Consider the following 23225-nt stretch of genomic DNA (forward strand, 5'->3'; position numbering starts at 1 on the left):
CTCCGCTTAGAATTCGTGGGTTGCTGGTGTTGCCAAGATCTCGACAGTAAAGGAGATCCCATGTGGGAGGGGCTTGCTCCCGATGGCGATGGGTCAGGCACCTGATTCATTGACTGATGTACCGCTATCGGGAGCAAGCCCCCTCTCACATTTGAATCGCATTTCAATCGTCGACCGGTTTGGGCGGCGGAAGGGTGAAACCCGACACCGAACGCCGCAACTGGCTGGCCATTTTTGCCAGGTTGCCGATGCTCTCGGCGGTCGCCGTCGAGCCCGACGAGGTCTGGGTGGTGATCTGCTGAATCACATTCATGGTCAGGGAGATCTGCCCCGCCGACGACGTCTGTTGCTGCGCCGCATTGGAAATACTCTGGATCAGCGCCGCCAGGGTCTTGGACACACCTTCGATCTCCTCCAGCGCCACACCGGCGTCCTGGGCCAATCGCGCGCCGCGCACCACTTCGGTGGTGGTCTGCTCCATGGAAATCACGGCTTCGTTGGTGTCGGCCTGGATCGCCCGCACCAGGGTTTCAATCTGCCGGGTGGCCGCCGATGAGCGCTCGGCCAGGCGCTGCACTTCATCGGCCACCACGGCGAACCCGCGCCCGGCGTCACCGGCCATGCTCGCCTGGATCGCGGCGTTCAGGGCGAGGATGTTGGTCTGGTCGGCGATGTCGTCAATCAGGCTGACGATATCGCCGATTTCCTGGGACGACTCGCCCAGGCGCTTGATGCGTTTGGCGGTGTCCTGGATCTGTTCGCGAATGTTGTCCATGCCGTGGATGGTGTTGTGCACCACCTCGTTGCCCTTGTTGGCGATCTCCACCGAGCGCTCCGCCACCGCCGAGGATTCGGCGGCGTTGGCCGAGACGTGGTCGATGGACTGGGCCATCTGGTTGATCGCGGTGGAGGCTTCGGCGATCTGCTGGGCCTGATGCTCCGAGGCCTGGGCCAGGTGCATGGCGGTGGCCTGGGTCTCTTGCACGGCACCGGCCACCTGGCCCGCCGTGAGGTTGATGGTGGCGACCAGATCGCGCAGTTGGTCCACGGAATAGTTGATCGAGTCGGCAATGGTGCCGGTGAAGTCCTCGGTCACCGAGGCCGTTACAGTGAGGTCGCCGTCGGCCAGGTCTTCGATTTCATCGAGCAGGCGCATGATCGCGTTCTGATTGCGCTCGTTCTTCTCGGCGGTTTCACGCAGTTGGCGGTTGGTTTCGCGCACCATCACCAGGCCGATCAGGATGATCGAGGTCAGCGCCAGCAAGCCCAGCACGTAGCCGCCGATGGTGTCGAAGCTGCGTCCGCTGGCGAGGTTTTCGAAACCGGTGGCCAGGTGCGAGGCTTCATCGAGCAGGGTCTGCGACAGGTTGAAGATATTGCTCGCCGAGGCACGCACCTGGAACAGTTGCGGCGAGGTCTCGAGGATTTCATCCACCGAGCCGGACACGAACTCGAACAGCTCGGCGATTTCTGTCAGCCGCGCGCGGGCGTCACGGTCTTCGACCTGGGTGATGCGCAGCCCGGGGTTGCCGTTGAGCATGCCATTGAGCACCACGCCAAAGCGGTTGGCGTCGCGGCCAAAGGCATCGGCGGCCTGCACGGCGGTTTCGTCGCCAGCAAGCACGGTGTTGACCGCACCCAGGATGCGTTCGGCCAGCAACGACTGACGCTGGGCCAGGGCCACCTGGCTTGCGGGGGCACCGCGCTGCAGCAGGATGTCGACGACTTTTTCCGACTCCATCTGCAATTGCGGCACGGTTTCGGCCAGGGTCGCGGCCACCTGATGCAGGGACAGCACCGTCTGTTCGCTGGCGAGGATTGCGTCGGTGTTTTTCAGCAGCGCTTCCCAGTCGGTCTGCACCGCGCGCATTTCGTTGCGCACGGCACTGGGCGCGGCGGGCAGGCCGGTGTCCCGGTCGCCTTTTTTCAGGTAGCCCCAGCGCTGCGCGAAGTCGTTGCGCGCTTCGGCGAGCAGCTTGAACGCCGCCGCCTTGCCGGCGGCGGCTTCGGTGGCGTTCTTGGCGATGCGCTGGGACAGCACGCGCAGCTCGCCGGCGTGGCCGATGTACTGTTTATCGTAGGTGGACTGGGTGTTGAGGTACGCGAAGTTGGCAAACAGCAGCATGATGAACACGATCAACGCGATGAACAGCACGATGATCTGTGAACGGCTGCGCGACGCGGCCTGGGGCCTGGGCGTGGTCGGGGTGGTCATGCGGCTACATCCATAAAGCCCGGGGCCTCGGCCAGGGCGAAGGGGCTGAACACCTGCCATTGCGGCTCGCCGTCGAAGCGGCCCTGGATATACGGCGCGTCGGGGCGGGCATCGCTCACCAGCGCGTCTTGTGCGAAATGCTGCATCCCCACCACCTCATCCACCAGCAGCCCGACAAACAGCTCGTTGACCTCCACCACCAATACCCGCCGCTGCTTGCGCACCCTGGACAGGGGCAGGCCGAGGAACCCGCCCAGGTCCATCACCGGCAACAGTCGCCCGCGCAGGTTGGCCACGCCCTTGACCCAGGGCTTCACGCCGGGCATCAAGGTGCAGCGCGGTTCATGCAGCACCTCGGCGACTTCACCGATGGGCGCCACGTACCAGTGCTGCCCCAGGCGAAAGCCGATGCCGCTCCAGCGTTGCAGGCGGGTTTCCTGGGACGGCAGGTCGGCGGCCAGCAGGCGACAGCGGCGGTCGATGTCCAGCAGCAGCTCGAAGGCGGTGTGCGACTCGGTCATGATGGCGTGTCGTCAGCCGGCCAGCACCTTGTTGAGGGTGGCGATCAGGGTGTCTTCGTCCACCGGTTTGGTCAGGTAATCCTTGGCGCCCTGGCGCGCGCCCCAGATCTTGTCGGTTTCCTGGTCTTTGGTGGTGATGATGATGATCGGGATGCCGTTGGTTTCCGGCTCCTTGGACAGTTGGCGCGTGGCCTGGAAGCCGTTGAGGCCAGGCATCACGATGTCCATCAGCACGGCGTCGGGCTTTTCCTGACGGGCCAGTGCCACGCCGTCCGCGCCGTTCTCGGCTTTCAGCACCTGGTGGCCGTGCTTTTCCAGCATGCCGGTGAGTTTGTACATTTCGGTCGGCGAATCGTCGACGATCAGAACACGTGCCATGGTTTTCCCCACTACATTGGTCGGCGCCGGCCCACGGGGGCGGCGTCAGTGTGCTTGTTCTACTGCGGCGAACCCGGGCACGCAGGCCTTGATCGCGCCCAGCAGTTCTTCCTTGCTGAACGGCTTGGTCAAAAACTGATCGACCCCCACGATGCGCCCCTTGGCCTTGTCGAACAGACCGTCCTTGGACGACAGCATGATCACGGGGATCGCCTTGAACGCCGGGTTGTTCTTCACCAGCGCGCAAGTCTGATAGCCATCCAGGCGCGGCATCATGATGTCGACGAAAATAATGTGCGGGTGATGATCGACAATCCGGGCCAGGGCATCGAAACCGTCGATGGCCGTGATCACGTCGCAGCCCACGTTCTTCAACAGGGTTTCGGCGGTGCGGCGGATCGTCTTCGAATCGTCGATCACCATCACTCTCAAGGCGTTGGAATGCTGTTCCATAGTTGCTCTACCATCGCCACAGCGAATCGGTTTTTCGTGCGTGCTGCCTGACGACGCACAGCATGAGCGCCGCAAGCCTTGGAATTCAAGGGCTGGTGCGCTGTGGCAGTCTTTTTAGCACAGTCTCGGGGTGCAATCTATCGAGGCACCCGCGCGGTGGTTTTTCCTTGACCCACAACAGCCGCAGCGCCACTCTGACGCCACTTTTTATGCGCCTATCTGCAGAGGAAATCCCCCATGAGCGTTCGCGTCGGCATTGTCATGGACCCTATCGCCAGCATCTCCTATAAAAAGGACAGCTCGCTAGCCATGCTGCTGGCCGCTCAGGCCCGTGGCTGGACTCTGTTCTATATGGAGCAGCGCGACCTTTACCAGGGCGACGGCGAGGCCCGTGCCTGCATGCGCCCGCTGCAGGTGTTTGCCAACCCCGGGAAATGGTTCGAGCTGCAAGACGAAATCGACAGCCCGCTGAGCGATCTGGACGTGATCCTGATGCGCAAGGACCCGCCGTTCGACATGGAGTTCGTCTACTCCACCTACCTGCTGGAGCAGGTCGAGCGCGCCGGCGTGCTGATCGTCAACAAGCCGCAGAGCCTGCGTGACTGCAACGAAAAGCTGTTCGCCACGCTGTTTCCGCAGTGCACGCCGCCCACCGTGGTCAGCCGTCGTGCCGATGTGCTGCGTGAATTTGCCGCCAAACATGGGGATGTGATTCTCAAACCGCTGGACGGCATGGGCGGCACCTCGATTTTCCGCCACCGCGCCGGCGACCCCAACCTGTCGGTGATCCTGGAGACCCTGACCGTGCTGGGCACCCAGCAGATCATGGGCCAGGCCTACCTGCCGGCGATCAAGGACGGCGACAAGCGCATCCTGATGATCGACGGCGAACCGGTGGATTACTGCCTGGCGCGGATTCCGGCGGCGGGCGAGACTCGCGGCAACCTGGCGGCGGGTGGGCGCGGTGAAGCGCGTCCGCTGTCGGACAAGGATCGCTGGATTGCAGAACAGGTCGGCCCGACCCTGCGCGAAAAGGGCCTGCTGTTTGTCGGCCTGGACGTGATCGGTGAGAACCTCACGGAAATCAACGTGACCAGCCCGACCTGTATTCGCGAGATCGATAACGCATTTGGCACGAACATCGGCGAAATGCTGATGGCCGCGATTGAGCGCAAGCTGCAATCCAAGTGACATAGACAGCCGGACACACGCCAACATTGCGTTATCATGCCCCACCTGTGAAACGCGCGATGTTGGTTTTTTTGTCATGACGCTCCCGCCCCAACTGCCCCCCGAACTCTCCCAAAGCGGCGTGCGCCCGGCTGATCGGCTCGGATTTACCCTGTTTCTGGCAGCGTTGATTCACCTGGCATTGATCCTCGGTGTGGGCTTTAGCATGGTCGAGCCCAGGCAGATCACCCAGACGCTGGAAATCACCCTCGCCACGTTCAAAAGCGAAAAGACGCCCGAGAAGGCCGATTTTCTTGCCCAGGAAAACCAGCAGGGCAGCGGCACGCTCGACAAGAAAGCCGTGCCCAAGACCACTGAAGTGGCGCCCTTCCAGGACAACAAGGTCAATAAGGTCTCCCCGCCGCCGGCGCCAAAGCCAGAGGTCAGGCAGGCCGCGCCCAAGCCTGCGGTGACTACCGTCGCGCCCAAACCGAAAAAAGCGCCGGTGCAGCGCGAAAAGACCAAAACCGACCCGCAGCCCGAACCGGCAAAGCCGGCACCGACGTTCGACAGCTCAACCCTGTCCGACGAGATTTCCAGCCTGGAAGCCGAACTGGCCCACGAACAACAGCTGTACGCCAAGCGCCCGCGTATCTACCGGCTCAACGCGGCCTCGACCATGCGCGACAAAGGTGCCTGGTATAAGGACGAGTGGCGCAAGAAGGTCGAGCGCATCGGCAACCTGAACTACCCGGAAGAAGCGCGGCGTCAGCAGATTTACGGGAATTTGCGTCTATTGGTGTCAATCAACCGTGATGGCACGCTGTACGAAGTGCAGGTACTGGAGTCCTCCGGCCAGCCGCTGCTGGACCAGGCCGCTCAGCGCATCGTGCGCCTGGCCGCGCCCTTTGCGCCGTTTTCCGGCGACCTGAACGACGTGGACCGCCTGGAAATCATCCGCACCTGGAAATTCGCCAAGGGCGATCGGCTGTACAGCAACTGATGACAATTGCCTTGTGCAATTCATCCCCGGCTTGTCAGGTCGCCCCTCCACCGCCACACTACCGGACATGAAAAATGTCAGCCCGACCTACCTCAAGCACCACTTCCTGATCGCCATGCCCCACATGGCCGACCCGAACTTTGCGCAGACCTTGACCTACATTGTCGAGCACACCGCCAATGGTGCCATGGGGTTGGTGGTGAACCGCCCGCAGGAACTGAACCTGGCCGATATCCTCGAGCAACTGCGCCCGGACATCGACGCGCCCGCCCGTTGCCAGGGCGTGCCGATCTACATCGGCGGGCCGGTGCAGACCGATCGCGGCTTCGTGCTGCATCCGACCGGGCCGACGTTCCAGGCCACGGTGGACCTGGACGGTGTGTCGCTGTCCACCTCTCAGGACGTGCTGTTCGCCATCGCCGACGGCGTGGGCCCGGAGCAAAGCGTGATCACCCTGGGCTACGCCGGCTGGGAAGCCGGGCAACTGGAGGCGGAGCTGGCGAGCAACGCCTGGCTGACCTGCCCGTTCGACGCCGACATCCTGTTCAACACCGCCAGCGAACTGCGCCTGGAAGCGGCCGCTGCCAAGCTGCGGGTCAACCTCAACCTGCTGACAAGCCAGGCGGGGCACGCCTGATGGCTTTGCGCTTGATCCTCGGGTTCGACTACGGCACCAAACAGATCGGCGTGGCCGTCGGCCAGGTGATCACCGGCCAGGCGCGCGAGCTGTGCACCTTGAAGGCCCAGAACGGCGTGCCGGACTGGAATCAGGTCGAAGCCCTTATCAATGAATGGAAGCCCGACGCCGTGGTGGTCGGCCTGCCCTTGAACATGGACGGCACCCCCAGCGAGATGTGCCTGCGCGCCGAAAAATTCGCGCGCCGCCTCAATGGCCGCTACAACCTGCCCTTCTATACCCACGATGAACGCCTGACCACCTTTGAAGCCAAGGGTGAGCGCCGCGACCGTGGCGGGCAGAAGGGCAGCTACCGCGACAACCCGGTAGACGCTATCGCCGCGGCCCTGTTGTTGCAGGGCTGGCTGGATGAAAACACGGCTTTATTTGCATCCTGACTGACGCGGCATGCCGCGTCTTTTTACGTTTGAGCCCGGACCTTGCCTGCGCGAGGCCTACCAAGGAGCCCCCATGAGCCTGCCCAATCCCGCCGAACTGATCACCCAGATGGCCACACGCCTCAGGGCCCACCTGGAACACCGCGGCATCAGCGAACCGCGCTTCATCGGCATTCGCACCGGCGGCGTGTGGGTGGCCCAGGCGTTGCTGACCGAGCTGGGCAGCGAGTCGCCGCTGGGCACTCTGGACGTGTCGTTCTACCGTGACGACTTCAGCCAGAACGGTCTGCACCCGCAAGTGCAACCCTCGGCGCTGCCGTTTGAGGTGGAAGGCCAACATCTGGTGCTGATCGACGACGTGCTGATGAGCGGCCGCACCATTCGCGCCGCCCTCAACGAGCTGTTCGACTACGGGCGCCCGGCCAGCGTGACGCTGGTGTGCCTGCTGGACCTGGACGCCGGCGAATTGCCGATCAGCCCGGACGTGGTCGGCGCGACACTGTCTTTGGCTGCCCACCAGCGGGTAAAATTGTCCGGTCCCACGCCGCTCGAACTCGAACTGCAAGACCTCGCCCTTTAAACCGCCTTGTAAAGAGTCCCCGCGATGACGCCTCTAGATGCCAAGCGCCCGCTGCAGCTCAATGCTCAGGGTCAGTTGCAACATTTCTTGTCCCTCGACGGTTTGCCTCGCGAACTGCTCACCGAAATCCTCGACACCGCCGACTCGTTCCTCGAAGTCGGCGGGCGCGCGGTGAAGAAGGTCCCGCTGCTGCGCGGCAAGACCATCTGCAATGTGTTCTTCGAGAACTCCACGCGCACCCGCACCACCTTTGAGCTGGCGGCCCAGCGCCTGTCGGCCGACGTGATCACGCTGAACGTGTCCACCTCGTCGGCGAGCAAGGGCGAAACCCTGCTCGACACCCTGCGAAACCTCGAAGCCATGGCCGCCGACATGTTCGTGGTGCGCCACGGCGACTCCGGCGCCGCGCACTTCATCGCCGAGCACGTGTGCCCGCAGGTGGCGATCATCAACGGCGGCGACGGCCGTCACGCCCACCCGACCCAGGGCATGCTCGACATGCTCACCATCCGGCGGCACAAGGGCAGCTTTGAAAACCTTTCGGTGGCCATCGTCGGCGACATCCTGCACTCGCGGGTGGCGCGCTCGAACATGCTGGCCCTCAAAGCCCTGGGCTGCCCGGATATCCGCGTGATCGCGCCCAAGACCCTGCTGCCGATCGGCATCGAGCAATACGGCGTCAAGGTCTACACCAACATGACCGAAGGCCTCAAGGACGTGGACGTGGTGATCATGCTGCGCCTGCAACGCGAACGCATGTCCGGTGGCCTGCTGCCGAGCGAGGGTGAGTTCTACCGCCTGTTCGGCCTGACCACCGTACGCCTGGCCGGCGCGAAACCGGATGCCATCGTGATGCACCCGGGCCCGATCAACCGGGGCGTGGAGATCGAGTCGGCGGTGGCCGACGGCAACCAGTCGGTGATTCTCAATCAGGTGACCTACGGCATCGCCGTGCGCATGGCGGTAATGTCCATGGCCATGAGCGGGCAAACCGCGCAACGTCAATTCGAGCAGGAGAACGCCCAGTGAAGCTCAGCATCCTTGGCGCGCACGTTATCGATCCGGCTACCGGCCTGGATCAAGTTACCGATCTGCATCTGGAAGCCGGCAAGATCATTGCCATCGGCGCTGCGCCCGCAGGTTTCAGCCCGACTGAAAGCATCGACGCCAGCGGCTTGGTGGCCGCACCGGGCCTGGTGGACCTGAACGTCGCCCTGCGCGAGCCGGGCTACAGCCGCAAGGGCAGCATTGCCAGCGAAACCCGCGCCGCCGCTGCCGGTGGCGTGACCAGCCTGTGCTGCCCGCCGCACACCAAACCGGTGCTGGACACCTCGGCGGTGACCGAGCTGATCCTCGACCGCGCCCGCGAGGCCGGCAATTGCAAGGTGTTCCCCATCGGTGCCCTGAGCAAAGGCCTGGACGGCGAGCAGCTTGCCGAGCTGATCGCCCTGCGCGACGCCGGTTGCGTGGCCTTCGGCAACGGCCTGGAGAGCTTTCGCAGCACCCGCACCCTGTGCCGTGCCCTGGAATACGCGGCCACCTTCGACCTGACGGTGATCTTCCATTCCCAGGACCGCGACCTGGCCGAAGGTGGCCTGGCCCATGAAGGCGCCGTGGCCAGCTTCCTCGGCCTGCCGGGCATCCCGGAAACCGCCGAGACCGTGGCCCTGGCGCGCGACCTGCTGCTGGTGGAACAAAGCGGCGTGCGCGCGCATTTCAGCCAACTGACCAGCGCACGCGGGGTTGCCCTGATCGCCCAGGCCCAGGCCCGTGGCTTGCCGGTGACGGCGGACGTGGCGCTGTACCAGTTGATCCTCACGGATGAAGCGCTGATCGACTTCTCCAGCCTGTACCACGTGCAGCCGCCGCTGCGCACATTGGCCGACCGCGAGGGTTTGCGGGCGGCGGTCAAATCCGGTGTGGTGTCGGCGATTTCCAGCCATCACCAGCCCCACGAACGCGACGCCAAGCTGGCGCCGTTTGGCGCGACCGAGCCAGGTATCAGCAGCGTTGAGCTGTTGCTGCCCCTGGCGATGACCCTGGTGGAAGACGGCTTGCTGGACTTGCCGACGTTACTGGCACGCCTGAGCAACGGCCCGGCCGAGGCCTTGCGGCTGCCGGCGGGCAAGTTGGCAGTGGGGGCGGCGGCGGACCTGGTGTTGTTTGACCCGGCCAGCTCGACGATTGCCGGGGAGCATTGGCTGTCCAAGGGTGAGAACTGCCCGTTTATCGGGCATAGCCTGCCGGCGACCGTGCGTTATACCTTGGTGGACGGCCGCATCAGCTACCAGGCCTGACCCGGCTTTTAAAGTGGGCACAGTAAATGTGGGAGGGGCTTGCTCCCGATTGCAGTGGGTCAGCAACAGATGAGCTGACTGGTCCACCGCTATCGGGAGCAAGCCCCCTCCCACATTTGAGCTCCATCAGGCTTATGAACGCCATCAGGGTTACGCGATTTATCGGCCGCTATTGCGTTCGGCATTGCGGATCGAAATCTGCGTATTCAAGGTCCAGAAGTCATACAACACCCCCACCAGGAACAACCCGCCGGTCAGCAGGTAGATCAGGCCGGTGATCCATTTGCCCTGGTACATGCGGTGCACACCGAACACGCCCAGAAACGCCAGCAGAACCCACGCAATGTTGTATTCGATAGGCCCGGCGGTAAAACGCAGATCGGCTTCACGGTCCATGGCCGGGATCAGGAAGAAGTCGATCAGCCAGCCGATACCCAGCAAACCCAGGGTGAAAAACCAGATCGTTCCGGTCACGGGTTTGCCGTAATAAAAACGATGGGCGCCGGTAAAACCGAAAATCCACAGCAGGTAACCGATCACCTTGCTGTGGGTGTCTTGCTGCTGGCCAATCTGTTGATAGGTGTTCATCGCGTACCTCATCTGCCTCGATAGATAAATTTTTTCACTTTCTTTGTGACTTTTTTACAAGCGCCCGACGTACGGCAAATGGTATCTTCCCTGCCCTGAAAGCCTTATGCCACCTGACTTGTGTCCGACAATGGCAGTCAATCGTCGCCATTTTCCTGATTTTGCCGTCAAGGTTCAGTCGACAAACGGCCTGAGATCGACACAAAAAGCTGTTATAAAGTTGCGCGCTAACCCATATGAGCCACGCCGAATGCGACCTTTCTTCAAGACATGGCTAACCATCTGCCTATTAATGCCACTGGCCGCTCACGCCACCAATCGTGAGCAACGTCTTCCCAACGTTAACGGTTTCACCCCTAAAGTTCATAGCACCCCAGTCAACGCCAAATCAGCCAAGCTGACCGTCAAGCGCCCGACTCAACTGAGCAAGGCACACGGCAAAGCGACTCCAGCGCTGATGGCCGTCAACACCAGACAGAGCAGCACTGTTCTCAGCCGCGCCGTGAATGTGCTCGGTACTCCTTATCGTTGGGGCGGCAGCAGCCCAAGTAAAGGGTTCGACTGCAGCGGTTTGGTGAAATATGCCTTCAATGACGTCAAGGCGGTGGATTTGCCGCGTACGTCCAACGCCATGGCCGCCGGCCACGGGCAGAAGGTTGACCGCAAGGACCTGAAGCCGGGCGACCTGCTGTTCTTCAAGTTGAAGAGTCGCCAGGTTAACCACGTTGCCATTTACCTGGGCAACGACCGCTTCATCCACGCACCGCGTCGTGGCAAGTCGGTGAGCATCGACACGCTGAAAAAGCCGTTCTGGGACAAGAACTACGTGATCGCCAAGCGCGTGCTGCCCAAAGAGCAGAACAACAACCTGCGGATCGTGCAGCGCTGATTTTCCAGGCTCACAGGCAGTAAATGTGGGAGGGGGCAACCCCCTCCCACATTTGGGTTTCATTGTCCTTGAGACCTATATATCCCCAGGCACTGTTGCCTTCTCGCGTGCGTCCTCCCGGCTGATCAGCCCCTCGTTCACCAGCGCCTTCAAGCTCATGTCCAGCGTCTTCATCCCCACCGCTCCGCCGGTCTGAATCGCCGAGACCATCTGCGCCACCTTGTCCTCGCGAATCAGATTACGAATGGCCGGCGTGCACAGCATGATTTCATGGGCCGCCACGCGCCCGCCGCCGGGCTTCCTGACCAGCACCTGTGACACCACTGCCTGCAGCGATTGCGCCAGCATCGAGCGCACCATGGCCTTTTCCCCCGCCGGGAATACATCCACCAGCCGGTCCACGCTCTTGGCCGCCGAGGTGGTGTGCAGGGTACCGAACACCAGGTGCCCGGTCTCCGCCGCCGTCAACGCCAGGCGAATGGTTTCCAGGTCGCGCAATTCGCCGATCAGGATCACGTCCGGGTCTTCGCGCAGCGCCGAGCGCAGGGCCGTCGAAAAGCTGTGGGTATCGCGGTGCACCTGGCGCTGGTTGATCAAGGCCATGTTCGGCCGGTGGATAAATTCGATGGGGTCTTCCAGCGTGAGGATGTGCTGGCGCCGATGCCGATTGAGGTCATCGATCATCGCCGCCAGCGTGGTGGACTTGCCAGACCCTGTTGGCCCGGTCACCAGCACCAGGCCGCGCGGCAAGCGGGCGATGCGCTGGAAGACCTCGCCCAGCCCCAGGCTCTCCAGGCTCTGGACCTCGCAGGGAATGGTGCGAAACACCGCACCCACGCCACGCGCCTGCTGGAACACGTTCACCCGGAACCGCGCCACGTCCGGCAGCTCGAACGCAAAATCCGTTTCAAGAGATGTTTCGAAATCCTTTTGCTGGTGTTGATTGAGCAAAGGGCTCAACAAGTCCGCTACTTGCGGTGGTGAAAGCACCGGCCAATCCAGTGGCCATACCTCGCCATCAATACGCAACATCGGCACCAGACCCGCCGACAGATGCAGGTCGGAGGCGCCACGGCGCACGCTGGCCGCCAGCAATTGAGTGATATCCATAGGGCTTTCCATTTCCAGTAGAATGCCGCGGACTCCATATCCACGGGTGCATCTTGAATGTCGACGATAGCAGACAACATCGGCCAGGTTAGCCAGCGCATCCGCGCCGCAGCCGAGGCCGTGCAACGTGACCCGAGCAGCATCCACCTGCTGGCCGTGAGCAAGACCAAACCCGCCGAGGCCGTGCGCGAGGCCTATGCCGCCGGGGTGCGCGACTTCGGCGAGAACTACCTGCAGGAAGCGCTGGGCAAACAGGCGCAATTGTCCGACCTGCCCTTGAGTTGGCACTTCATCGGCCCCATTCAATCGAACAAGACGCGCGCGATCGCCGAAAACTTCGCCTGGGTGCATTCCGTGGACCGCCTGAAAATCGCACAACGCCTGTCCGAACAACGCCCGGCCGACCTGCCGCCGCTCAATATCTGCATCCAGGTCAACGTCAGTGGCGAAGCCAGCAAGTCCGGCTGCACGCCCGCCGACCTGCCGGCCCTGGCGAACGCCATCAGCGCCCTGCCGCACCTGACGCTGCGAGGCCTGATGGCGATCCCTGAGCCGACTGAAGACCGCGCGGCACAGGACGCCGCGTTCGCCAGCGTGCGCGAGTTGCAAGCCAGCCTGAATCTGGCGCTGGACACACTTTCCATGGGCATGAGCCACGACCTCGCGTCGGCCATCGCCCAGGGCGCCACCTGGGTGCGGGTCGGTACCGCGCTGTTTGGCGCCCGCGACTACGGCCAGCCGTCACATGGCTGACGTTCATTTAGCTAAGGACCTGTCATGAAAGACACGCGTATTGCCTTTATCGGTGCCGGTAACATGGCGGCCAGCCTGATCGGCGGCCTGCGGGCCAAGGGCCTGGACGCCGCGCAGATCCGCGCCAGCGACCCGGGCGACGAGACCCGCGCGCGCGTCAGCGCCGAGCACGGTATCGAGACCTTCGCCGACAATGCCGAGGCCATCCACGGCGTCGATGTGATCGTGCTGGCGGTCAAGCCACAGGCCATGAAAGCTGTGTGCGAAAGCCTGCGGCCAAGCCTGCAACCGCATCAGCTTGTGGTATCGATTGCCGCCGGTATCACCTGTGCCAGCATGAACCACTGGCTCGGCGCCCAGCCGATCGTGCGTTGCATGCCCAATACCCCGTCGCTGCTGCGCCAGGGCGTGAGCGGCCTCTACGCCACCGCCGAAGTCAGCGCCACACAGCGTGACCAGGCCCAGACGTTGCTGTCTGCCGTGGGCATCGCCGTATGGCTTGCGCAAGAGCAGCAACTGGATGCGGTCACCGCCGTGTCCGGCAGCGGCCCGGCGTACTTTTTCCTGCTGATCGAAGCCATGACCGCCGCCGGCGTCAAACTGGGTCTGCCCCATGACGTGGCAGAACAGCTGGCCGAGCAGACAGCGCTGGGCGCGGCAAAAATGGCTGTCGCCAGCGAGGTGGACGCCGCCGAACTGCGCCGTCGCGTGACCTCGCCGGGCGGCACCACGCAAGCGGCCATCGAATCGTTCCAGGCCGGGGGCTTTGAAGCCCTGGTGGAAACAGCACTGAGTGCTGCGGCACATCGTTCGGCCGAGATGGCCGAGCAACTGGGCAAATAGTCGTCCCTTACCAAGGTAATCAAACATGCTCGGAATCAATGACGCTGCCATCTTCATCATCCAGACCCTGGGCAGCCTGTACCTGCTGATCGTGCTGATGCGCTTTATCCTGCAACTGGTGCGGGCGAACTTCTACAACCCGCTGTGCCAGTTCGTGGTCAAGGCCACGCAACCGCTGCTCAAGCCGCTGCGCCGGGTGATCCCGAGCCTGTTCGGCCTGGACATGTCGTCGCTGGTGCTTGCGCTGCTGCTGCAAATGCTGCTGTTCGTGGTGATCCTGATGCTCAGTGGCTATCAGGCCTTCACGCCGCTGCTGTTGCCGTGGGCGCTGATCGGGGTGTTCTCGCTGTTTTTGAAGATCATTTTCTGGTCGATGATCATCAGCGTGATCCTCTCGTGGGTTGCACCGGGCAGCCGCAGCCCGGGCGCGGAGCTGGTGTACCAGATCACCGAGCCGGTGCTTGCGCCGTTCCGTCGCCTGATTCCCAACCTGGGCGGCCTGGATATTTCGCCGATCTTCGCGTTTATCGCAATCCAGCTGCTGCAAAGCTGGGTGATTCCGCGGCTGGCGTTCTATGCGTTCATGCCCAAAGAGCTTTTCGGCCTGATCTGAACGAACGCGGCAAAAATGTGGGAGGGGCTTGCTCCCGATGGCGGAGTGTCAGTTGAAATACAGGTGACTGACACACCGCTATCGGGAGCAAGCCCCCTCCCACATTTGATATCTGCGCGCGGGGGCAGGCCTTTGCTTGCCGCTGGCCCCCCCGCTCTTTAGACTTACGCCTCATTTAAACGAGAGCAGGGTCGATGTCAGCTGCCTTCCCCCCGATTCTGTTGGACTGGTCGTGCCCCAAGTGGCGCACTTCAGCGAACCGCTGGCCCTGGCCTGCGGCCGGTCGCTGCCGGCCTATGACCTGATCTATGAAACCTATGGCCAGCTGAACGCCACGGCGAGCAACGCCGTGCTGATCTGCCACGCCCTGTCTGGCCATCACCACGCCGCCGGCTTCCACAGCGCCGACGAGCGCAAGCCCGGTTGGTGGGACAGCTGCATCGGCCCCGGCAAGCCCATCGATACCCATAAGTTCTTTGTGGTGAGCCTCAACAACCTCGGCGGCTGCAACGGCTCCACCGGCCCGAGCAGCCTCAACCCGGAAACCGGCAAGCCGTTCGGCGCCGACTTCCCGGTGCTCACCGTGGAAGACTGGGTGCACAGCCAGGCGCGCCTGGCCGACCTGCTCGGCATCGGGCAGTGGGCAGCGGTCATCGGCGGCAGCCTGGGCGGCATGCAGGCCCTGCAATGGACCATCACTTACCCGGATCGCGTGCGCCACTGCCTGGCTATCGCCTCGGCGCCAAAACTGTCGGCGCAGAACATTGCCTTCAACGAAGTGGCACGCCAGGCAATCCTTACCGACCCCGAATTCCACGGTGGTTCGTTCCAGGAAGCCGGCGTGATTCCCAAGCGCGGCCTGATGCTGGCGCGCATGGTCGGGCACATCACTTACCTGTCCGATGACTCCATGGGCGAGAAATTCGGCCGGGGTCTCAAGAGCGAAAAGCTCAACTACGACTTCCACAGCGTCGAGTTCCAGGTGGAAAGCTACCTGCGTTATCAGGGCGAGGAGTTCTCCGGACGCTTTGACGCCAACACCTACCTGCTGATGACCAAGGCCCTGGACTACTTCGACCCGGCGGCCAACCATGACGATGACCTGGCGAAAACCTTTGAGCACGTCACCGCCAGCTTCTGCGTGATGTCGTTCACCACCGACTGGCGCTTCTCGCCGGCACGCTCACGCGAGCTGGTGGACGCCTTGATGGCCGCCAAAAAGAATGTCTGCTACCTGGAGATCGACGCACCGCAAGGCCATGACGCCTTCCTGATTCCGATCCCGCGTTACTTGCAGGCCTTCAGCAATTACATGAACCGCATTATTTTGTGAGAACGCCATGAGAGCCGACCTGGACATCATCCAAGACTGGATCCCCGCCGGCAGCCGCGTGCTCGACCTGGGCTGCGGCGATGGCGAACTGCTGAGCTGGCTGCGCGACCACAAGCAAGTCACCGGCTACGGCCTGGAAAACGACCCGGACAACATCGCCCAGTGCGTGGCCAAGGGCATCAACGTGATCGAGCAGGACCTGGACAAGGGCCTGGGCAACTTTGCCAGCAACAGCTTCGACATCGTGGTGATGACCCAGGCCCTGCAAGCGGTGCACTACCCGGACCGCATCCTCGACGAAATGCTGCGTGTCGGTCGCCAGTGCATCATCACCTTCCCCAACTTCGGCCACTGGCGCTGCCGCTGGTACCTGGCCACCAAGGGCCGCATGCCGGTCTCGGATTTCCTGCCCTACACCTGGTACAACACGCCGAACATCCACTTCTGCACCTTCGAAGACTTCGAAGCCCTGTGCGGCGAGCGTGAAGCCAAGGTGATCAACCGCCTTGCCGTCGATCAACAGCACCGCCACGGCTGGGCGAGCAAGCTATGGCCCAACCTGTTGGGCGAAATTGGTATCTACCGGGTCAGCAGTCCTGGCCTGACCGACCACAAGATTGCCGTCTAATCATTTTCAAGAGGAACGCTCATGAGTCGCCTGGCTGTTTTTCTATTGACCGCATGCCTGGGCGCCAGCGCCATGGCCGCCGACGTTATCGATCCCAACCGCACCAAGGAATTCGGCGATATCACCGTGCGTTACAACACCTTCACCTCCAGCTTTCTGCAACCTGAAACCGCCCAGGCCGTGGGTGTGGTGCGCAGCAAGAACAAGGGGCTGATCAACGTGTCGGTGTTCAAGGGCGTGACCCCGGTGACGGCGCAGGTGACGGGCACCATCAAGGACCTGAGCGGCAAAAGCGAAGTGCTGACGTTCAAGCAGATCACCGAAAAGGGCGCGACCAACTACCTCGCGCCCTACTCGGTGCCACAACAGGAATACAAGACTTTCACGATCAACGTTGAAACCGGCGGCAAGGCCCACAGTTTCAACTTTGTCCAAGAACTTTTCCCGGCCGAATGATGAACCTCACCCAACTCGTACTGGCCAGCCATAACGCCGGCAAACTCAAAGAACTCCAGGCCATGCTCGGCGAATCCGTGCAACTGCGCTCGATTGGCGAATTCAGCCAGGTCGAGCCGGAAGAGACCGGCCTGTCATTCGTCGAAAACGCCATCCTCAAGGCACGCAACGCGGCACGCCTCTCGGCCTGCCGGCGCTGGCGGATGATTCGGGGCTGGCGGTGGATTTCCTGGGTGGTGCGCCGGGCATCTATTCGGCGCGCTATGCCGACGGTAAAGGCGACGCAGCCAATAACGCCAAGCTGCTGGACGCCCTCAAGGACGTGCCGGACGCCGAGCGTGGCGCGCAGTTCGTCTGCGTGCTGGCACTGGTGCGCCATGCCGATGACCCGTTGCCGATTCTGTGTGAAGGCCTGTGGCACGGGCGCATCCTGCATGCGGCCAGCGGTGAGTACGGTTTTGGTTATGACCCACTGTTCTGGGTGCCGGAGCGCAATGTCTCCAGCGCCGAGCTGAGCCCGGCCGACAAGAACCAGATCAGCCATCGCGCCCGCGCCATGGTGTTGCTGCGTCAGCGTCTGGGCTTGAAATGACGCAGAACACCTCTGCGCAGCCGCTGATCCACGGCGGCGCGCAAACACCCCGGGCGGCCTTGCCGGTGCTGCCGCCCCTGGCGCTGTACATCCACATTCCGTGGTGTGTGCGCAAATGCCCGTATTGCGACTTCAACTCCCACACCGCGAGCACCGTGCTACCGGAAGAGGAGTACGTGGACGCGCTGCTGGCCGACCTCGACCAGGACCTGCACGCCGTTTACGGCCGGGAACTGAGTTCGATCTTCTTCGGCGGCGGCACGCCCAGCCTGTTCAGCGCGGCGGCGCTGGGACGCCTGCTCGAAGGCGTGCAGGCGCGCATCCCGTTTGCCAGCGATATCGAGATCACCCTGGAAGCCAACCCCGGCACGTTCGAGCAAGAGAAGTTCGTGGCGTACCGCAAACTGGGGATTAACCGCCTGTCCATCGGCATCCAGAGCTTCCAGCAGCAAAAACTCGAGGCCCTGGGCCGCATCCATAATGGCGACGAAGCGGTACGCGCGGCGGGTATGGCGCGCCAGGCCGGGTTCGACAACTTCAACCTCGACCTGATGCACGGCCTGCCGGACCAGTCCCTGGACGATGCGTTGAGCGACCTGCGCCAGGCCATTGCGCTGAAGCCGACGCACCTGTCCTGGTACCAACTGACCCTGGAACCCAACACCGTGTTCTGGAACCAGCCGCCCGCGTTGCCGGAAGACGACACGCTGTGGGATATCCAGGAAGCCGGTCAGGCGCTGCTCGCCGAGCACGGTTACGCGCAATATGAAGTGTCGGCCTATGCCCAACCGGGCCGCCCGGCGCGGCATAACCTCAATTACTGGAGCTTTGGCGACTTTATCGGCATTGGTGCCGGCGCTCACGGCAAGCTCAGCCACCCGGACGGGCGCATCGTGCGCACCTGGAAAACCCGCGCGCCGAAGGACTACCTCAACCCGACCAAAAGTTTCCAGGCCGGGGCGAAAGAGCTGACCAACGACGAACTGCCGTTCGAGTTCCTGATGAACGCGCTGCGTCTCACCGAAGGTGTCGACGCCGGGCTCTACGCCGAACGCACCGGCCTCGACCTTGCCAGCCTTGATGAGGCGCGCCGCGACGCAGAACAAAGTGGCTTAATGCAGGTCGAACCGTCACGCCTGGCGGCGACCGACCGCGGGCAACTCTTTCTCAATGACCTGCTGCAGAAATTTCTGAGCTGACGCTTCTTAAGGAAATCGAATGGATCTGGTACTCGACCTGCTCGCCACCGCATCCCGCTGGAGCCGCAGCAACCTGTCGGAAATCTCACTGGCCCTTGTGGGCTGCTTGCTGGTGCTGTTCGGCGCCGACATCAAAGGCTGGGTGGAAGGCCGCCTGGGCAGCATCGCCGGCGCCTTGCGCGTGCCCTTGATGGCGCTGCTGTGCCTGATCGGCAGCGGCGCCGCGCTGATCTACGCCACGCCGTGGATTGTGCGCGGGCTGGGCCAGTTCAATAACTACAGCCTGGCGCCGGTGCTGGTGGTGGTGCTGGTGTTGATTGGGGTTGTGGCGGATCGTCGCTGACCGCCAACTCAACACAGAAATACAAGCCCCATACCACATTGGATTGGATTGCATTTCAAGTCAGGGCCGGCGGGTCAGGCCAGCTTTTCGAACTTCAAATCCCACACACCATGCCCCAACCGCTCGCCGCGACGTTCGAACTTGGTGATCGGCCGCTCGGCCGGGCGGGGTACGCATTTGCCGTCTTCAGCGAGGTTGCGATAGCCCGGCGCGACGTTCATCACTTCCAGCATGTATTCGGCATAGGGCTCCCAATCGGTGGCCATGTGCAGGATGCCGCCGACTTTCAGCTTGCTGCGCACCAGTTCCGCGAAGGAAGCCTGGACGATGCGGCGCTTGTGGTGACGTGCTTTGTGCCATGGGTCGGGGAAAAACAGCATCAGGCGGTCGAGGCTGTTGTCGGCAATGCAGCGGTTGAGCACTTCAATCGCGTCGCAGTCATAGACTCGCAGGTTGGTCAGGCCCTGGGTGAGCACGCCGTTGAGCAGCGCGCCGACACCTGGGCGATGCACTTCCACACCGATGAAGTCCTGCTCCGGCGCGGCGGCGGCCATTTCCAGCAGGGAGTGACCCATGCCGAAGCCGATTTCCAGGGAACGCGGGGCCGAGCGACCGAATACCTGGTCGTAGTCCACCGGCGCATCGGCCAGGGGCAGCACGAATAAAGGTGTGCCCTGCTCCAGGCCCTTCTGCTGGCCTTCGGTCATGCGGCCGGCGCGCATCACGAAGCTCTTGATGCGGCGGTGTTTGGAGTCGTCGGCAACGTCCACGGTGTTCGGCGTTTCGTTTGATTCAGTCATCAATGGCTCTTACTTGATCAGACCATCCAGCGGCGAAGAGGCGCTGGCGTAGAGTTTTTTCGGCATGCGCCCGGCGAGGTAAGCCAGACGGCCCGCGACGATAGCGTGTTTCATGGCTTCGGCCATCATGATCGGTTGCTGGGCATTGGCGATGGCCGAGTTCATCAGTACGGCTTCGCAGCCCAGCTCCATGGCGATAGTGGCGTCGGAGGCGGTGCCCACGCCGGCATCCACCAGCACCGGAATTTTCGCTTCTTCGAGGATGATCTGCAGGTTGTACGGGTTGCAGATCCCCAGGCCCGTGCCGATCAGCCCGGCCAGCGGCATCACGGCGATGCAGCCAATTTCGGCCAGTTGGCGGGCGATGATCGGGTCGTCGCTGGTGTAGACCATCACGTCGAAGCCTTCCTTGACCAGGGTCTCGGCGGCCTTGAGGGTTTCGATCACGTTGGGAAACAGGGTTTTCTGGTCGGCCAGCACTTCCAGCTTCACCAGGTTGTGGCCGTCCAGCAGCTCACGGGCCAGGCGGCAGGTGCGCACGGCTTCGATGGCGTCGTAGCAACCGGCGGTGTTGGGCAGGATGGTGTAGCGATCCGGCGGCAGGATATCCAGCAGGTTCGGTTCGCCCGGGTTCTGGCCGATATTGGTGCGGCGCACGGCAACAGTCACGATTTCGGCGCCCGAGGCTTCGATGGCCAGGCGGGTTTCTTCCATGTCGCGGTATTTGCCGGTGCCGACCAGCAGGCGGGACTGGTAGGTACGACCAGCCAGGACGAAGGGCTTGTCGCTACGAACGATGCTCATGGGAAATCCTCGTGATGGGGTGAGGTTCTGCAGAATGCGAGGTGGCGACTAGCCGCCGCCGATGGCGTGGACCACTTCGACCTGGTCACCGTCGGCGAGCGCAGTGGCGGCGTGCTGACTGCGCGGGACGATATCCTGATTGAGCTCCACTGCGACACGGCGTCCGGTCAGTTCCAGGCGGGTCAGCAGGACCTCGACGGAGGCGCCGTCGGGCAGTTCAAAGGGGTCGCCGTTCAACTGAATGCGCATGCCAGGGGCCGCCATCGTTTTTAGGGGCCAGCATTCTAGCGTGATTGGGACCTGAAGGTCAGCTCCAAGCGTCAAGCGGTCAGCTGCAGGCGCCACGCCACCAAACCGAGGAAGAACCAGCCAAGCAGAAACGCCAGCCCGCCGAACGGGGTGATGATGCCCAGCTTGCTGATGCCGGTCAGGGTCAACGCGTAGAGGCTGCCGGAGAACAGCAGGATGCCGACTACAAACGCGATGCCTGCCCAGGTCACCATGCGGCCGGGGATATGGGCGGCCAGCAGCGCCACACCGAACAGCGCCAGGGCGTGCACCAGCTGGTAGGTCACGCCGGTCTGGAAAATCGCCAGATACTCGGCGCTCAGGCGGTTTTTCAGGCCATGGGCAGCAAAGGCCCCCAGGGCCACACCGGTAAAGCCAAAAAAGGCAGCCAACATCAGAAAGCTACGCAGCATGTGGAACTCCAATCAGACGCATCGGGCAGGGTCTGTATAATGGCCCGCTCAACGGGTTCGGCCAAGCCATCTCTATGCTGCGTGTCCTCTTCAGTCGTTTTCTCAAAGTCGTGAAATGGTTTGCCATCGGCAGCGTTTTGCTGGTGCTGCTGTTGCGCGTCGTGCCGCCGCCGTTCACCGCGCTGATGGTGGAGCGCAAGGTCGAGTCGTGGTTCGACGGCGAACCCATTGACCTGCAACGCAGCTGGGTGCCGTGGGATGACATTTCCGACGACCTCAAGCTGGCGGTGATGGCCGGTGAAGACCAGCGCTTCCCGCAGCATTGGGGGTTCGATTTCGGCGCGATCCAGGCGGCCATCGTGCACAACGAGCGCGGTGGGTCGATTCGGGGGGCCAGCACGTTGAGCCAGCAGGTGTCGAAGAACCTGTTTCTGTGGTCTGGCCGCAGTTATCTGCGCAAGGGGCTGGAGGCCTGGTTTACCGGCCTGATCGAGGTGCTGTGGCCCAAGCAACGGATTCTTGAGGTGTACCTCAACAGCGTGGAGTGGGATGACGGTGTGTTTGGCGCAGAGGCGGCGGCGCGGCATCATTTTGGGGTGAGTGCCAAGGGGCTTTCGCGGCAGCGAGGCCAGCTATCTGGCGGCGGTGTTGCCCAACCCGCGGGTATGGAGTGCCAGCCATCCAACGGCGTATGTGGCGCGGCGGGCGGCGTGGATTCGTCAGCAGATGAATCAACTCGGCGGCGATGGCTACCTGCTCGAGCTGAACAACTCCCGCAAGGCACCCTGGTCCGACTGACACAACACCTAAACAAATGTGGGAGGGGCTTGCTCCCGATAGCGGTGGATCAGCCAGCTTGTCTGTAGCTGACCCACTGCTATCGGGAGTAAGCCCCCTCCCACATGTTTAAGCGGCGATCGACAGCTTCAGCTTGTTCATCGCGCTTTTCTCAAGCTGACGAATCCGCTCGGCCGACACGTTGTACTTCTGCGCCAGGTCGTGCAGCGTGGCTTTTTCTTCCGCCAGCCAGCGCTGGTAAAGGATGTCACGGCTGCGGTCGTCCAGCACTTCCAGCGCTTCGTGCAGGTTGTGATTGGCGTTGTCGCTCCAGTCGGCGTCTTCCAGTTGACGCGCCGGGTCGTACCGGTGGTCTTCCAGGTAGTTGGCCGGCGACTGGAAAGCGCTGTCGTCGTCCGCTTCGGCGGCCGGGTCGAAGGCCATGTCATGGCCCGTCAAGCGGCTTTCCATCTCGCGCACTTCACGGGGCTCCACACCAAGGCTTTCGGCCACGCGGTGGACTTCCTCGTTGTTCAGCCACGCCAGGCGCTTTTTCTGGCTGCGCAGGTTGAAGAACAGCTTGCGCTGGGCCTTGGTGGTCGCGACTTTCACGATGCGCCAGTTGCGCAGGATGAACTCGTGGATTTCCGCCTTGATCCAGTGCACGGCAAACGACACCAGGCGCACACCCATTTCGGGGTTGAAACGCTTGACCGCTTTCATCAGGCCCACATTGCCTTCCTGAATCAGGTCAGCCTGGGCCAGCCCGTAGCCGCTATAGCTGCGGGCGATATGTACGACAAAACGCAGGTGGGCGAGCACCATCTGCCGAGCCGCCCCCAAATCCTGCTCATAGTAGAGACTCTCGGCCAGTTCACGCTCCTGCTCGGGCGTCAGCAATGGAATGCTGTTGACCGTGTGCACATAGGCTTCCAGGTTTCCACCCGGAACCAGGGCATACGCAGGTTGCAAAGAAGTGGTCATACGAAAAAACCTCCGACTCACATAACTCGTGCCGTTCAGCACTGCGAAAATTGACCGGGGAACCGTAGGACAAGTTCCCTAAACCGCTGATACGGTCAATAGAAACGAAACCACATTAATC

27 protein-coding genes and 2 pseudogenes are annotated in these 23225 nt (G+C 62.5%); 18 read left to right on the top strand and 11 right to left on the bottom strand.

What is annotated here, in order from left to right:
* Positions 1–163: 163 nt before the first annotated feature.
* The 4 genes from VRB54_RS22625 to pilG are packed head-to-tail and all read right to left on the bottom strand — an operon-like array spanning position 164 to position 3567.
* A complete protein-coding gene (locus VRB54_RS22625; protein WP_060548141.1) occupies positions 164–2215 on the bottom strand; it encodes a methyl-accepting chemotaxis protein in 2052 nt (683 codons plus the stop codon).
* Positions 2212–2736 carry a chemotaxis protein CheW gene (locus VRB54_RS22630; protein WP_057006531.1) on the bottom strand — a complete coding sequence of 175 codons (525 nt, stop codon included), beginning with the start codon at positions 2734–2736 and terminating at the stop codon, positions 2212–2214. The genes VRB54_RS22625 and VRB54_RS22630 overlap by 4 nt, the downstream gene beginning before the upstream one ends.
* A 12-nt stretch (positions 2737–2748) precedes the next feature.
* Positions 2749–3114: a twitching motility response regulator PilH gene (gene pilH / locus VRB54_RS22635; RefSeq protein ID WP_003234583.1), complete on the bottom strand. Its 366-nt coding sequence runs from the start codon at positions 3112–3114 to the stop codon at positions 2749–2751.
* A gap of 45 nt (positions 3115–3159) precedes the next feature.
* Positions 3160–3567 (bottom strand): twitching motility response regulator PilG, encoded by a 408-nt coding sequence (gene pilG / locus VRB54_RS22640; protein ID WP_003234584.1) that lies wholly within the window; start codon positions 3565–3567, stop codon positions 3160–3162.
* A gap of 237 nt (positions 3568–3804) precedes the next feature.
* Between pilG and gshB the strand changes: the two genes are divergently transcribed.
* The 7 genes from gshB to VRB54_RS22675 all read left to right on the top strand — a co-directional run bounded on the left by gshB (position 3805) and on the right by VRB54_RS22675 (position 9691).
* The gene (gshB, locus tag VRB54_RS22645; RefSeq protein ID WP_338478833.1) at positions 3805–4758 is read left to right on the top strand and encodes a glutathione synthase; all 954 of its coding nucleotides are present in this window, start codon (positions 3805–3807) and stop codon (positions 4756–4758) included.
* Between the two features lie 76 nt (positions 4759–4834).
* Entirely contained in the window at positions 4835–5740 is a 906-nt protein-coding gene (locus tag VRB54_RS22650) for an energy transducer TonB (protein WP_338478834.1), read from the top strand.
* Positions 5741–5807: 67 nt separating this feature from the next.
* The gene (locus VRB54_RS22655) at positions 5808–6377 is read left to right on the top strand and encodes a YqgE/AlgH family protein (protein ID WP_209990541.1); all 570 of its coding nucleotides are present in this window, start codon (positions 5808–5810) and stop codon (positions 6375–6377) included.
* Positions 6377–6814 (top strand): Holliday junction resolvase RuvX, encoded by a 438-nt coding sequence (gene ruvX, locus VRB54_RS22660; protein WP_003234589.1) that lies wholly within the window; start codon positions 6377–6379, stop codon positions 6812–6814. The genes VRB54_RS22655 and ruvX overlap by 1 nt, the downstream gene beginning before the upstream one ends.
* A 73-nt stretch (positions 6815–6887) precedes the next feature.
* Positions 6888–7394: a bifunctional pyr operon transcriptional regulator/uracil phosphoribosyltransferase PyrR gene (gene pyrR / locus VRB54_RS22665; protein ID WP_338478835.1), complete on the top strand. Its 507-nt coding sequence runs from the start codon at positions 6888–6890 to the stop codon at positions 7392–7394.
* 24 nt (positions 7395–7418) lie between these two features.
* Positions 7419–8423, top strand: coding sequence for an aspartate carbamoyltransferase catalytic subunit (locus VRB54_RS22670; RefSeq protein WP_338478836.1), 1005 nt, complete (start codon positions 7419–7421; stop codon positions 8421–8423).
* A complete protein-coding gene (locus tag VRB54_RS22675; RefSeq protein ID WP_338478837.1) occupies positions 8420–9691 on the top strand; it encodes a dihydroorotase in 1272 nt (423 codons plus the stop codon). Before VRB54_RS22670 ends, VRB54_RS22675 begins: the two co-directional genes overlap by 4 nt.
* 159 nt (positions 9692–9850) lie before the next feature.
* Here VRB54_RS22675 and VRB54_RS22680 read toward each other — a convergent pair whose 3' ends face one another.
* Positions 9851–10279: an NINE protein gene (locus VRB54_RS22680; RefSeq protein WP_422396067.1), complete on the bottom strand. Its 429-nt coding sequence runs from the start codon at positions 10277–10279 to the stop codon at positions 9851–9853.
* Between the two features lie 250 nt (positions 10280–10529).
* Here VRB54_RS22680 and VRB54_RS22685 point away from each other — a divergent pair, with 250 nt between their 5' ends.
* Complete coding sequence (locus VRB54_RS22685) at positions 10530–11168, top strand: C40 family peptidase (protein WP_338481146.1); 639 nt, start codon at positions 10530–10532, stop codon at positions 11166–11168.
* Positions 11169–11243: 75 nt separating this feature from the next.
* Here VRB54_RS22685 and VRB54_RS22690 read toward each other — a convergent pair whose 3' ends face one another.
* Positions 11244–12278 (bottom strand): type IV pilus twitching motility protein PilT, encoded by a 1035-nt coding sequence (locus tag VRB54_RS22690; protein WP_338478838.1) that lies wholly within the window; start codon positions 12276–12278, stop codon positions 11244–11246.
* A 57-nt stretch (positions 12279–12335) separates the two neighbouring features.
* On the opposite strand from VRB54_RS22690, the gene VRB54_RS22695 reads away from it, so the two are divergent.
* The 9 genes and pseudogenes from VRB54_RS22695 to VRB54_RS22735 all read left to right on the top strand — a co-directional run bounded on the left by VRB54_RS22695 (position 12336) and on the right by VRB54_RS22735 (position 19038).
* A complete protein-coding gene (locus VRB54_RS22695) occupies positions 12336–13031 on the top strand; it encodes a YggS family pyridoxal phosphate-dependent enzyme (protein WP_231422732.1) in 696 nt (231 codons plus the stop codon).
* A 24-nt stretch (positions 13032–13055) separates the two neighbouring features.
* Positions 13056–13874, top strand: coding sequence for a pyrroline-5-carboxylate reductase (gene proC, locus VRB54_RS22700; protein ID WP_338478839.1), 819 nt, complete (start codon positions 13056–13058; stop codon positions 13872–13874).
* A gap of 25 nt (positions 13875–13899) precedes the next feature.
* A complete protein-coding gene (locus tag VRB54_RS22705) occupies positions 13900–14487 on the top strand; it encodes a YggT family protein (RefSeq protein ID WP_057006518.1) in 588 nt (195 codons plus the stop codon).
* Between the two features lie 226 nt (positions 14488–14713).
* Positions 14714–15820 (top strand): homoserine O-succinyltransferase MetX, encoded by a 1107-nt coding sequence (gene metX, locus VRB54_RS22710; protein ID WP_338481147.1) that lies wholly within the window; start codon positions 14714–14716, stop codon positions 15818–15820.
* A gap of 7 nt (positions 15821–15827) precedes the next feature.
* On the top strand, positions 15828–16448 hold the full coding sequence (gene metW, locus VRB54_RS22715; RefSeq protein ID WP_003234603.1) for a methionine biosynthesis protein MetW: 621 nt from the start codon (positions 15828–15830) through the stop codon (positions 16446–16448).
* A 21-nt stretch (positions 16449–16469) separates the two neighbouring features.
* Positions 16470–16904 carry a DUF4426 domain-containing protein gene (locus tag VRB54_RS22720; protein ID WP_338478840.1) on the top strand — a complete coding sequence of 145 codons (435 nt, stop codon included), beginning with the start codon at positions 16470–16472 and terminating at the stop codon, positions 16902–16904.
* Positions 16901–17496: pseudogene (gene rdgB / locus VRB54_RS22725) on the top strand (RdgB/HAM1 family non-canonical purine NTP pyrophosphatase). The gene VRB54_RS22720 and the pseudogene rdgB overlap by 4 nt, the downstream one beginning before the upstream one ends.
* Positions 17493–18695 (top strand): radical SAM family heme chaperone HemW, encoded by a 1203-nt coding sequence (hemW, locus tag VRB54_RS22730; RefSeq protein WP_338478841.1) that lies wholly within the window; start codon positions 17493–17495, stop codon positions 18693–18695. Before rdgB ends, hemW begins: the two are co-directional and overlap by 4 nt.
* A 19-nt stretch (positions 18696–18714) precedes the next feature.
* Positions 18715–19038: a DUF3392 domain-containing protein gene (locus VRB54_RS22735; RefSeq protein ID WP_057006512.1), complete on the top strand. Its 324-nt coding sequence runs from the start codon at positions 18715–18717 to the stop codon at positions 19036–19038.
* A 74-nt stretch (positions 19039–19112) separates the two neighbouring features.
* Here VRB54_RS22735 and trmB read toward each other — a convergent pair whose 3' ends face one another.
* The 4 genes from trmB to VRB54_RS22755 form a co-directional block, all read right to left on the bottom strand.
* Positions 19113–19838: a tRNA (guanosine(46)-N7)-methyltransferase TrmB gene (trmB, locus tag VRB54_RS22740; RefSeq protein ID WP_338478842.1), complete on the bottom strand. Its 726-nt coding sequence runs from the start codon at positions 19836–19838 to the stop codon at positions 19113–19115.
* A gap of 9 nt (positions 19839–19847) precedes the next feature.
* Positions 19848–20642 carry a thiazole synthase gene (locus VRB54_RS22745; RefSeq protein WP_017845016.1) on the bottom strand — a complete coding sequence of 265 codons (795 nt, stop codon included), beginning with the start codon at positions 20640–20642 and terminating at the stop codon, positions 19848–19850.
* A gap of 48 nt (positions 20643–20690) precedes the next feature.
* Positions 20691–20891 carry a sulfur carrier protein ThiS gene (thiS, locus tag VRB54_RS22750; protein ID WP_338481148.1) on the bottom strand — a complete coding sequence of 67 codons (201 nt, stop codon included), beginning with the start codon at positions 20889–20891 and terminating at the stop codon, positions 20691–20693.
* Positions 20892–20962: 71 nt separating this feature from the next.
* Complete coding sequence (locus tag VRB54_RS22755; protein ID WP_338478843.1) at positions 20963–21343, bottom strand: DUF423 domain-containing protein; 381 nt, start codon at positions 21341–21343, stop codon at positions 20963–20965.
* A 74-nt stretch (positions 21344–21417) separates the two neighbouring features.
* Between VRB54_RS22755 and mtgA the strand changes: the two are divergent.
* Positions 21418–22141 (top strand): annotated as a pseudogene (gene mtgA / locus VRB54_RS22760) (monofunctional biosynthetic peptidoglycan transglycosylase).
* Between the two features lie 108 nt (positions 22142–22249).
* On the opposite strand, the gene rpoH reads toward mtgA, so the two are convergent.
* Positions 22250–23104, bottom strand: a complete 855-nt coding sequence (rpoH, locus tag VRB54_RS22765; RefSeq protein ID WP_003234621.1) for an RNA polymerase sigma factor RpoH — start codon at positions 23102–23104, stop codon at positions 22250–22252.
* Positions 23105–23225 lie beyond the last annotated feature (121 nt).

Origin of the sequence: Pseudomonas trivialis (assembly GCF_036864995.1) — a bacterium.
Taxonomy (GTDB): Bacteria; Pseudomonadota; Gammaproteobacteria; order Pseudomonadales; family Pseudomonadaceae; genus Aquipseudomonas; species Aquipseudomonas trivialis.

Bases quoted from the DNA above. Each gene is read 5' to 3' on its own strand.
- VRB54_RS22625 (WP_060548141.1), bottom strand. From the start codon at position 2,215: ATGACCACCCCGACCACGCCCAGGCCCCAGGCCGCGTCGCGCAGCCGT.
- VRB54_RS22630 (WP_057006531.1), bottom strand. From the start codon at position 2,736: ATGACCGAGTCGCACACCGCCTTCGAGCTGCTGCTGGACATCGACCGC.
- pilH (WP_003234583.1), bottom strand. From the start codon at position 3,114: ATGGCACGTGTTCTGATCGTCGACGATTCGCCGACCGAAATGTACAAA.
- pilG (WP_003234584.1), bottom strand. From the start codon at position 3,567: ATGGAACAGCATTCCAACGCCTTGAGAGTGATGGTGATCGACGATTCG.
- gshB (WP_338478833.1), top strand. From the start codon at position 3,805: ATGAGCGTTCGCGTCGGCATTGTCATGGACCCTATCGCCAGCATCTCC.
- VRB54_RS22650 (WP_338478834.1), top strand. From the start codon at position 4,835: ATGACGCTCCCGCCCCAACTGCCCCCCGAACTCTCCCAAAGCGGCGTG.
- VRB54_RS22655 (WP_209990541.1), top strand. From the start codon at position 5,808: ATGAAAAATGTCAGCCCGACCTACCTCAAGCACCACTTCCTGATCGCC.
- ruvX (WP_003234589.1), top strand. From the start codon at position 6,377: ATGGCTTTGCGCTTGATCCTCGGGTTCGACTACGGCACCAAACAGATC.
- pyrR (WP_338478835.1), top strand. From the start codon at position 6,888: ATGAGCCTGCCCAATCCCGCCGAACTGATCACCCAGATGGCCACACGC.
- VRB54_RS22670 (WP_338478836.1), top strand. From the start codon at position 7,419: ATGACGCCTCTAGATGCCAAGCGCCCGCTGCAGCTCAATGCTCAGGGT.
- VRB54_RS22680 (WP_422396067.1), bottom strand. From the start codon at position 10,279: ATGAACACCTATCAACAGATTGGCCAGCAGCAAGACACCCACAGCAAG.
- VRB54_RS22685 (WP_338481146.1), top strand. From the start codon at position 10,530: ATGCGACCTTTCTTCAAGACATGGCTAACCATCTGCCTATTAATGCCA.
- VRB54_RS22690 (WP_338478838.1), bottom strand. From the start codon at position 12,278: ATGGATATCACTCAATTGCTGGCGGCCAGCGTGCGCCGTGGCGCCTCC.
- VRB54_RS22695 (WP_231422732.1), top strand. From the start codon at position 12,336: ATGTCGACGATAGCAGACAACATCGGCCAGGTTAGCCAGCGCATCCGC.
- proC (WP_338478839.1), top strand. From the start codon at position 13,056: ATGAAAGACACGCGTATTGCCTTTATCGGTGCCGGTAACATGGCGGCC.
- VRB54_RS22705 (WP_057006518.1), top strand. From the start codon at position 13,900: ATGCTCGGAATCAATGACGCTGCCATCTTCATCATCCAGACCCTGGGC.
- metW (WP_003234603.1), top strand. From the start codon at position 15,828: ATGAGAGCCGACCTGGACATCATCCAAGACTGGATCCCCGCCGGCAGC.
- VRB54_RS22720 (WP_338478840.1), top strand. From the start codon at position 16,470: ATGAGTCGCCTGGCTGTTTTTCTATTGACCGCATGCCTGGGCGCCAGC.
- hemW (WP_338478841.1), top strand. From the start codon at position 17,493: ATGACGCAGAACACCTCTGCGCAGCCGCTGATCCACGGCGGCGCGCAA.
- VRB54_RS22735 (WP_057006512.1), top strand. From the start codon at position 18,715: ATGGATCTGGTACTCGACCTGCTCGCCACCGCATCCCGCTGGAGCCGC.
- trmB (WP_338478842.1), bottom strand. From the start codon at position 19,838: ATGACTGAATCAAACGAAACGCCGAACACCGTGGACGTTGCCGACGAC.
- VRB54_RS22745 (WP_017845016.1), bottom strand. From the start codon at position 20,642: ATGAGCATCGTTCGTAGCGACAAGCCCTTCGTCCTGGCTGGTCGTACC.
- thiS (WP_338481148.1), bottom strand. From the start codon at position 20,891: ATGCGCATTCAGTTGAACGGCGACCCCTTTGAACTGCCCGACGGCGCC.
- VRB54_RS22755 (WP_338478843.1), bottom strand. From the start codon at position 21,343: ATGCTGCGTAGCTTTCTGATGTTGGCTGCCTTTTTTGGCTTTACCGGT.
- rpoH (WP_003234621.1), bottom strand. From the start codon at position 23,104: ATGACCACTTCTTTGCAACCTGCGTATGCCCTGGTTCCGGGTGGAAAC.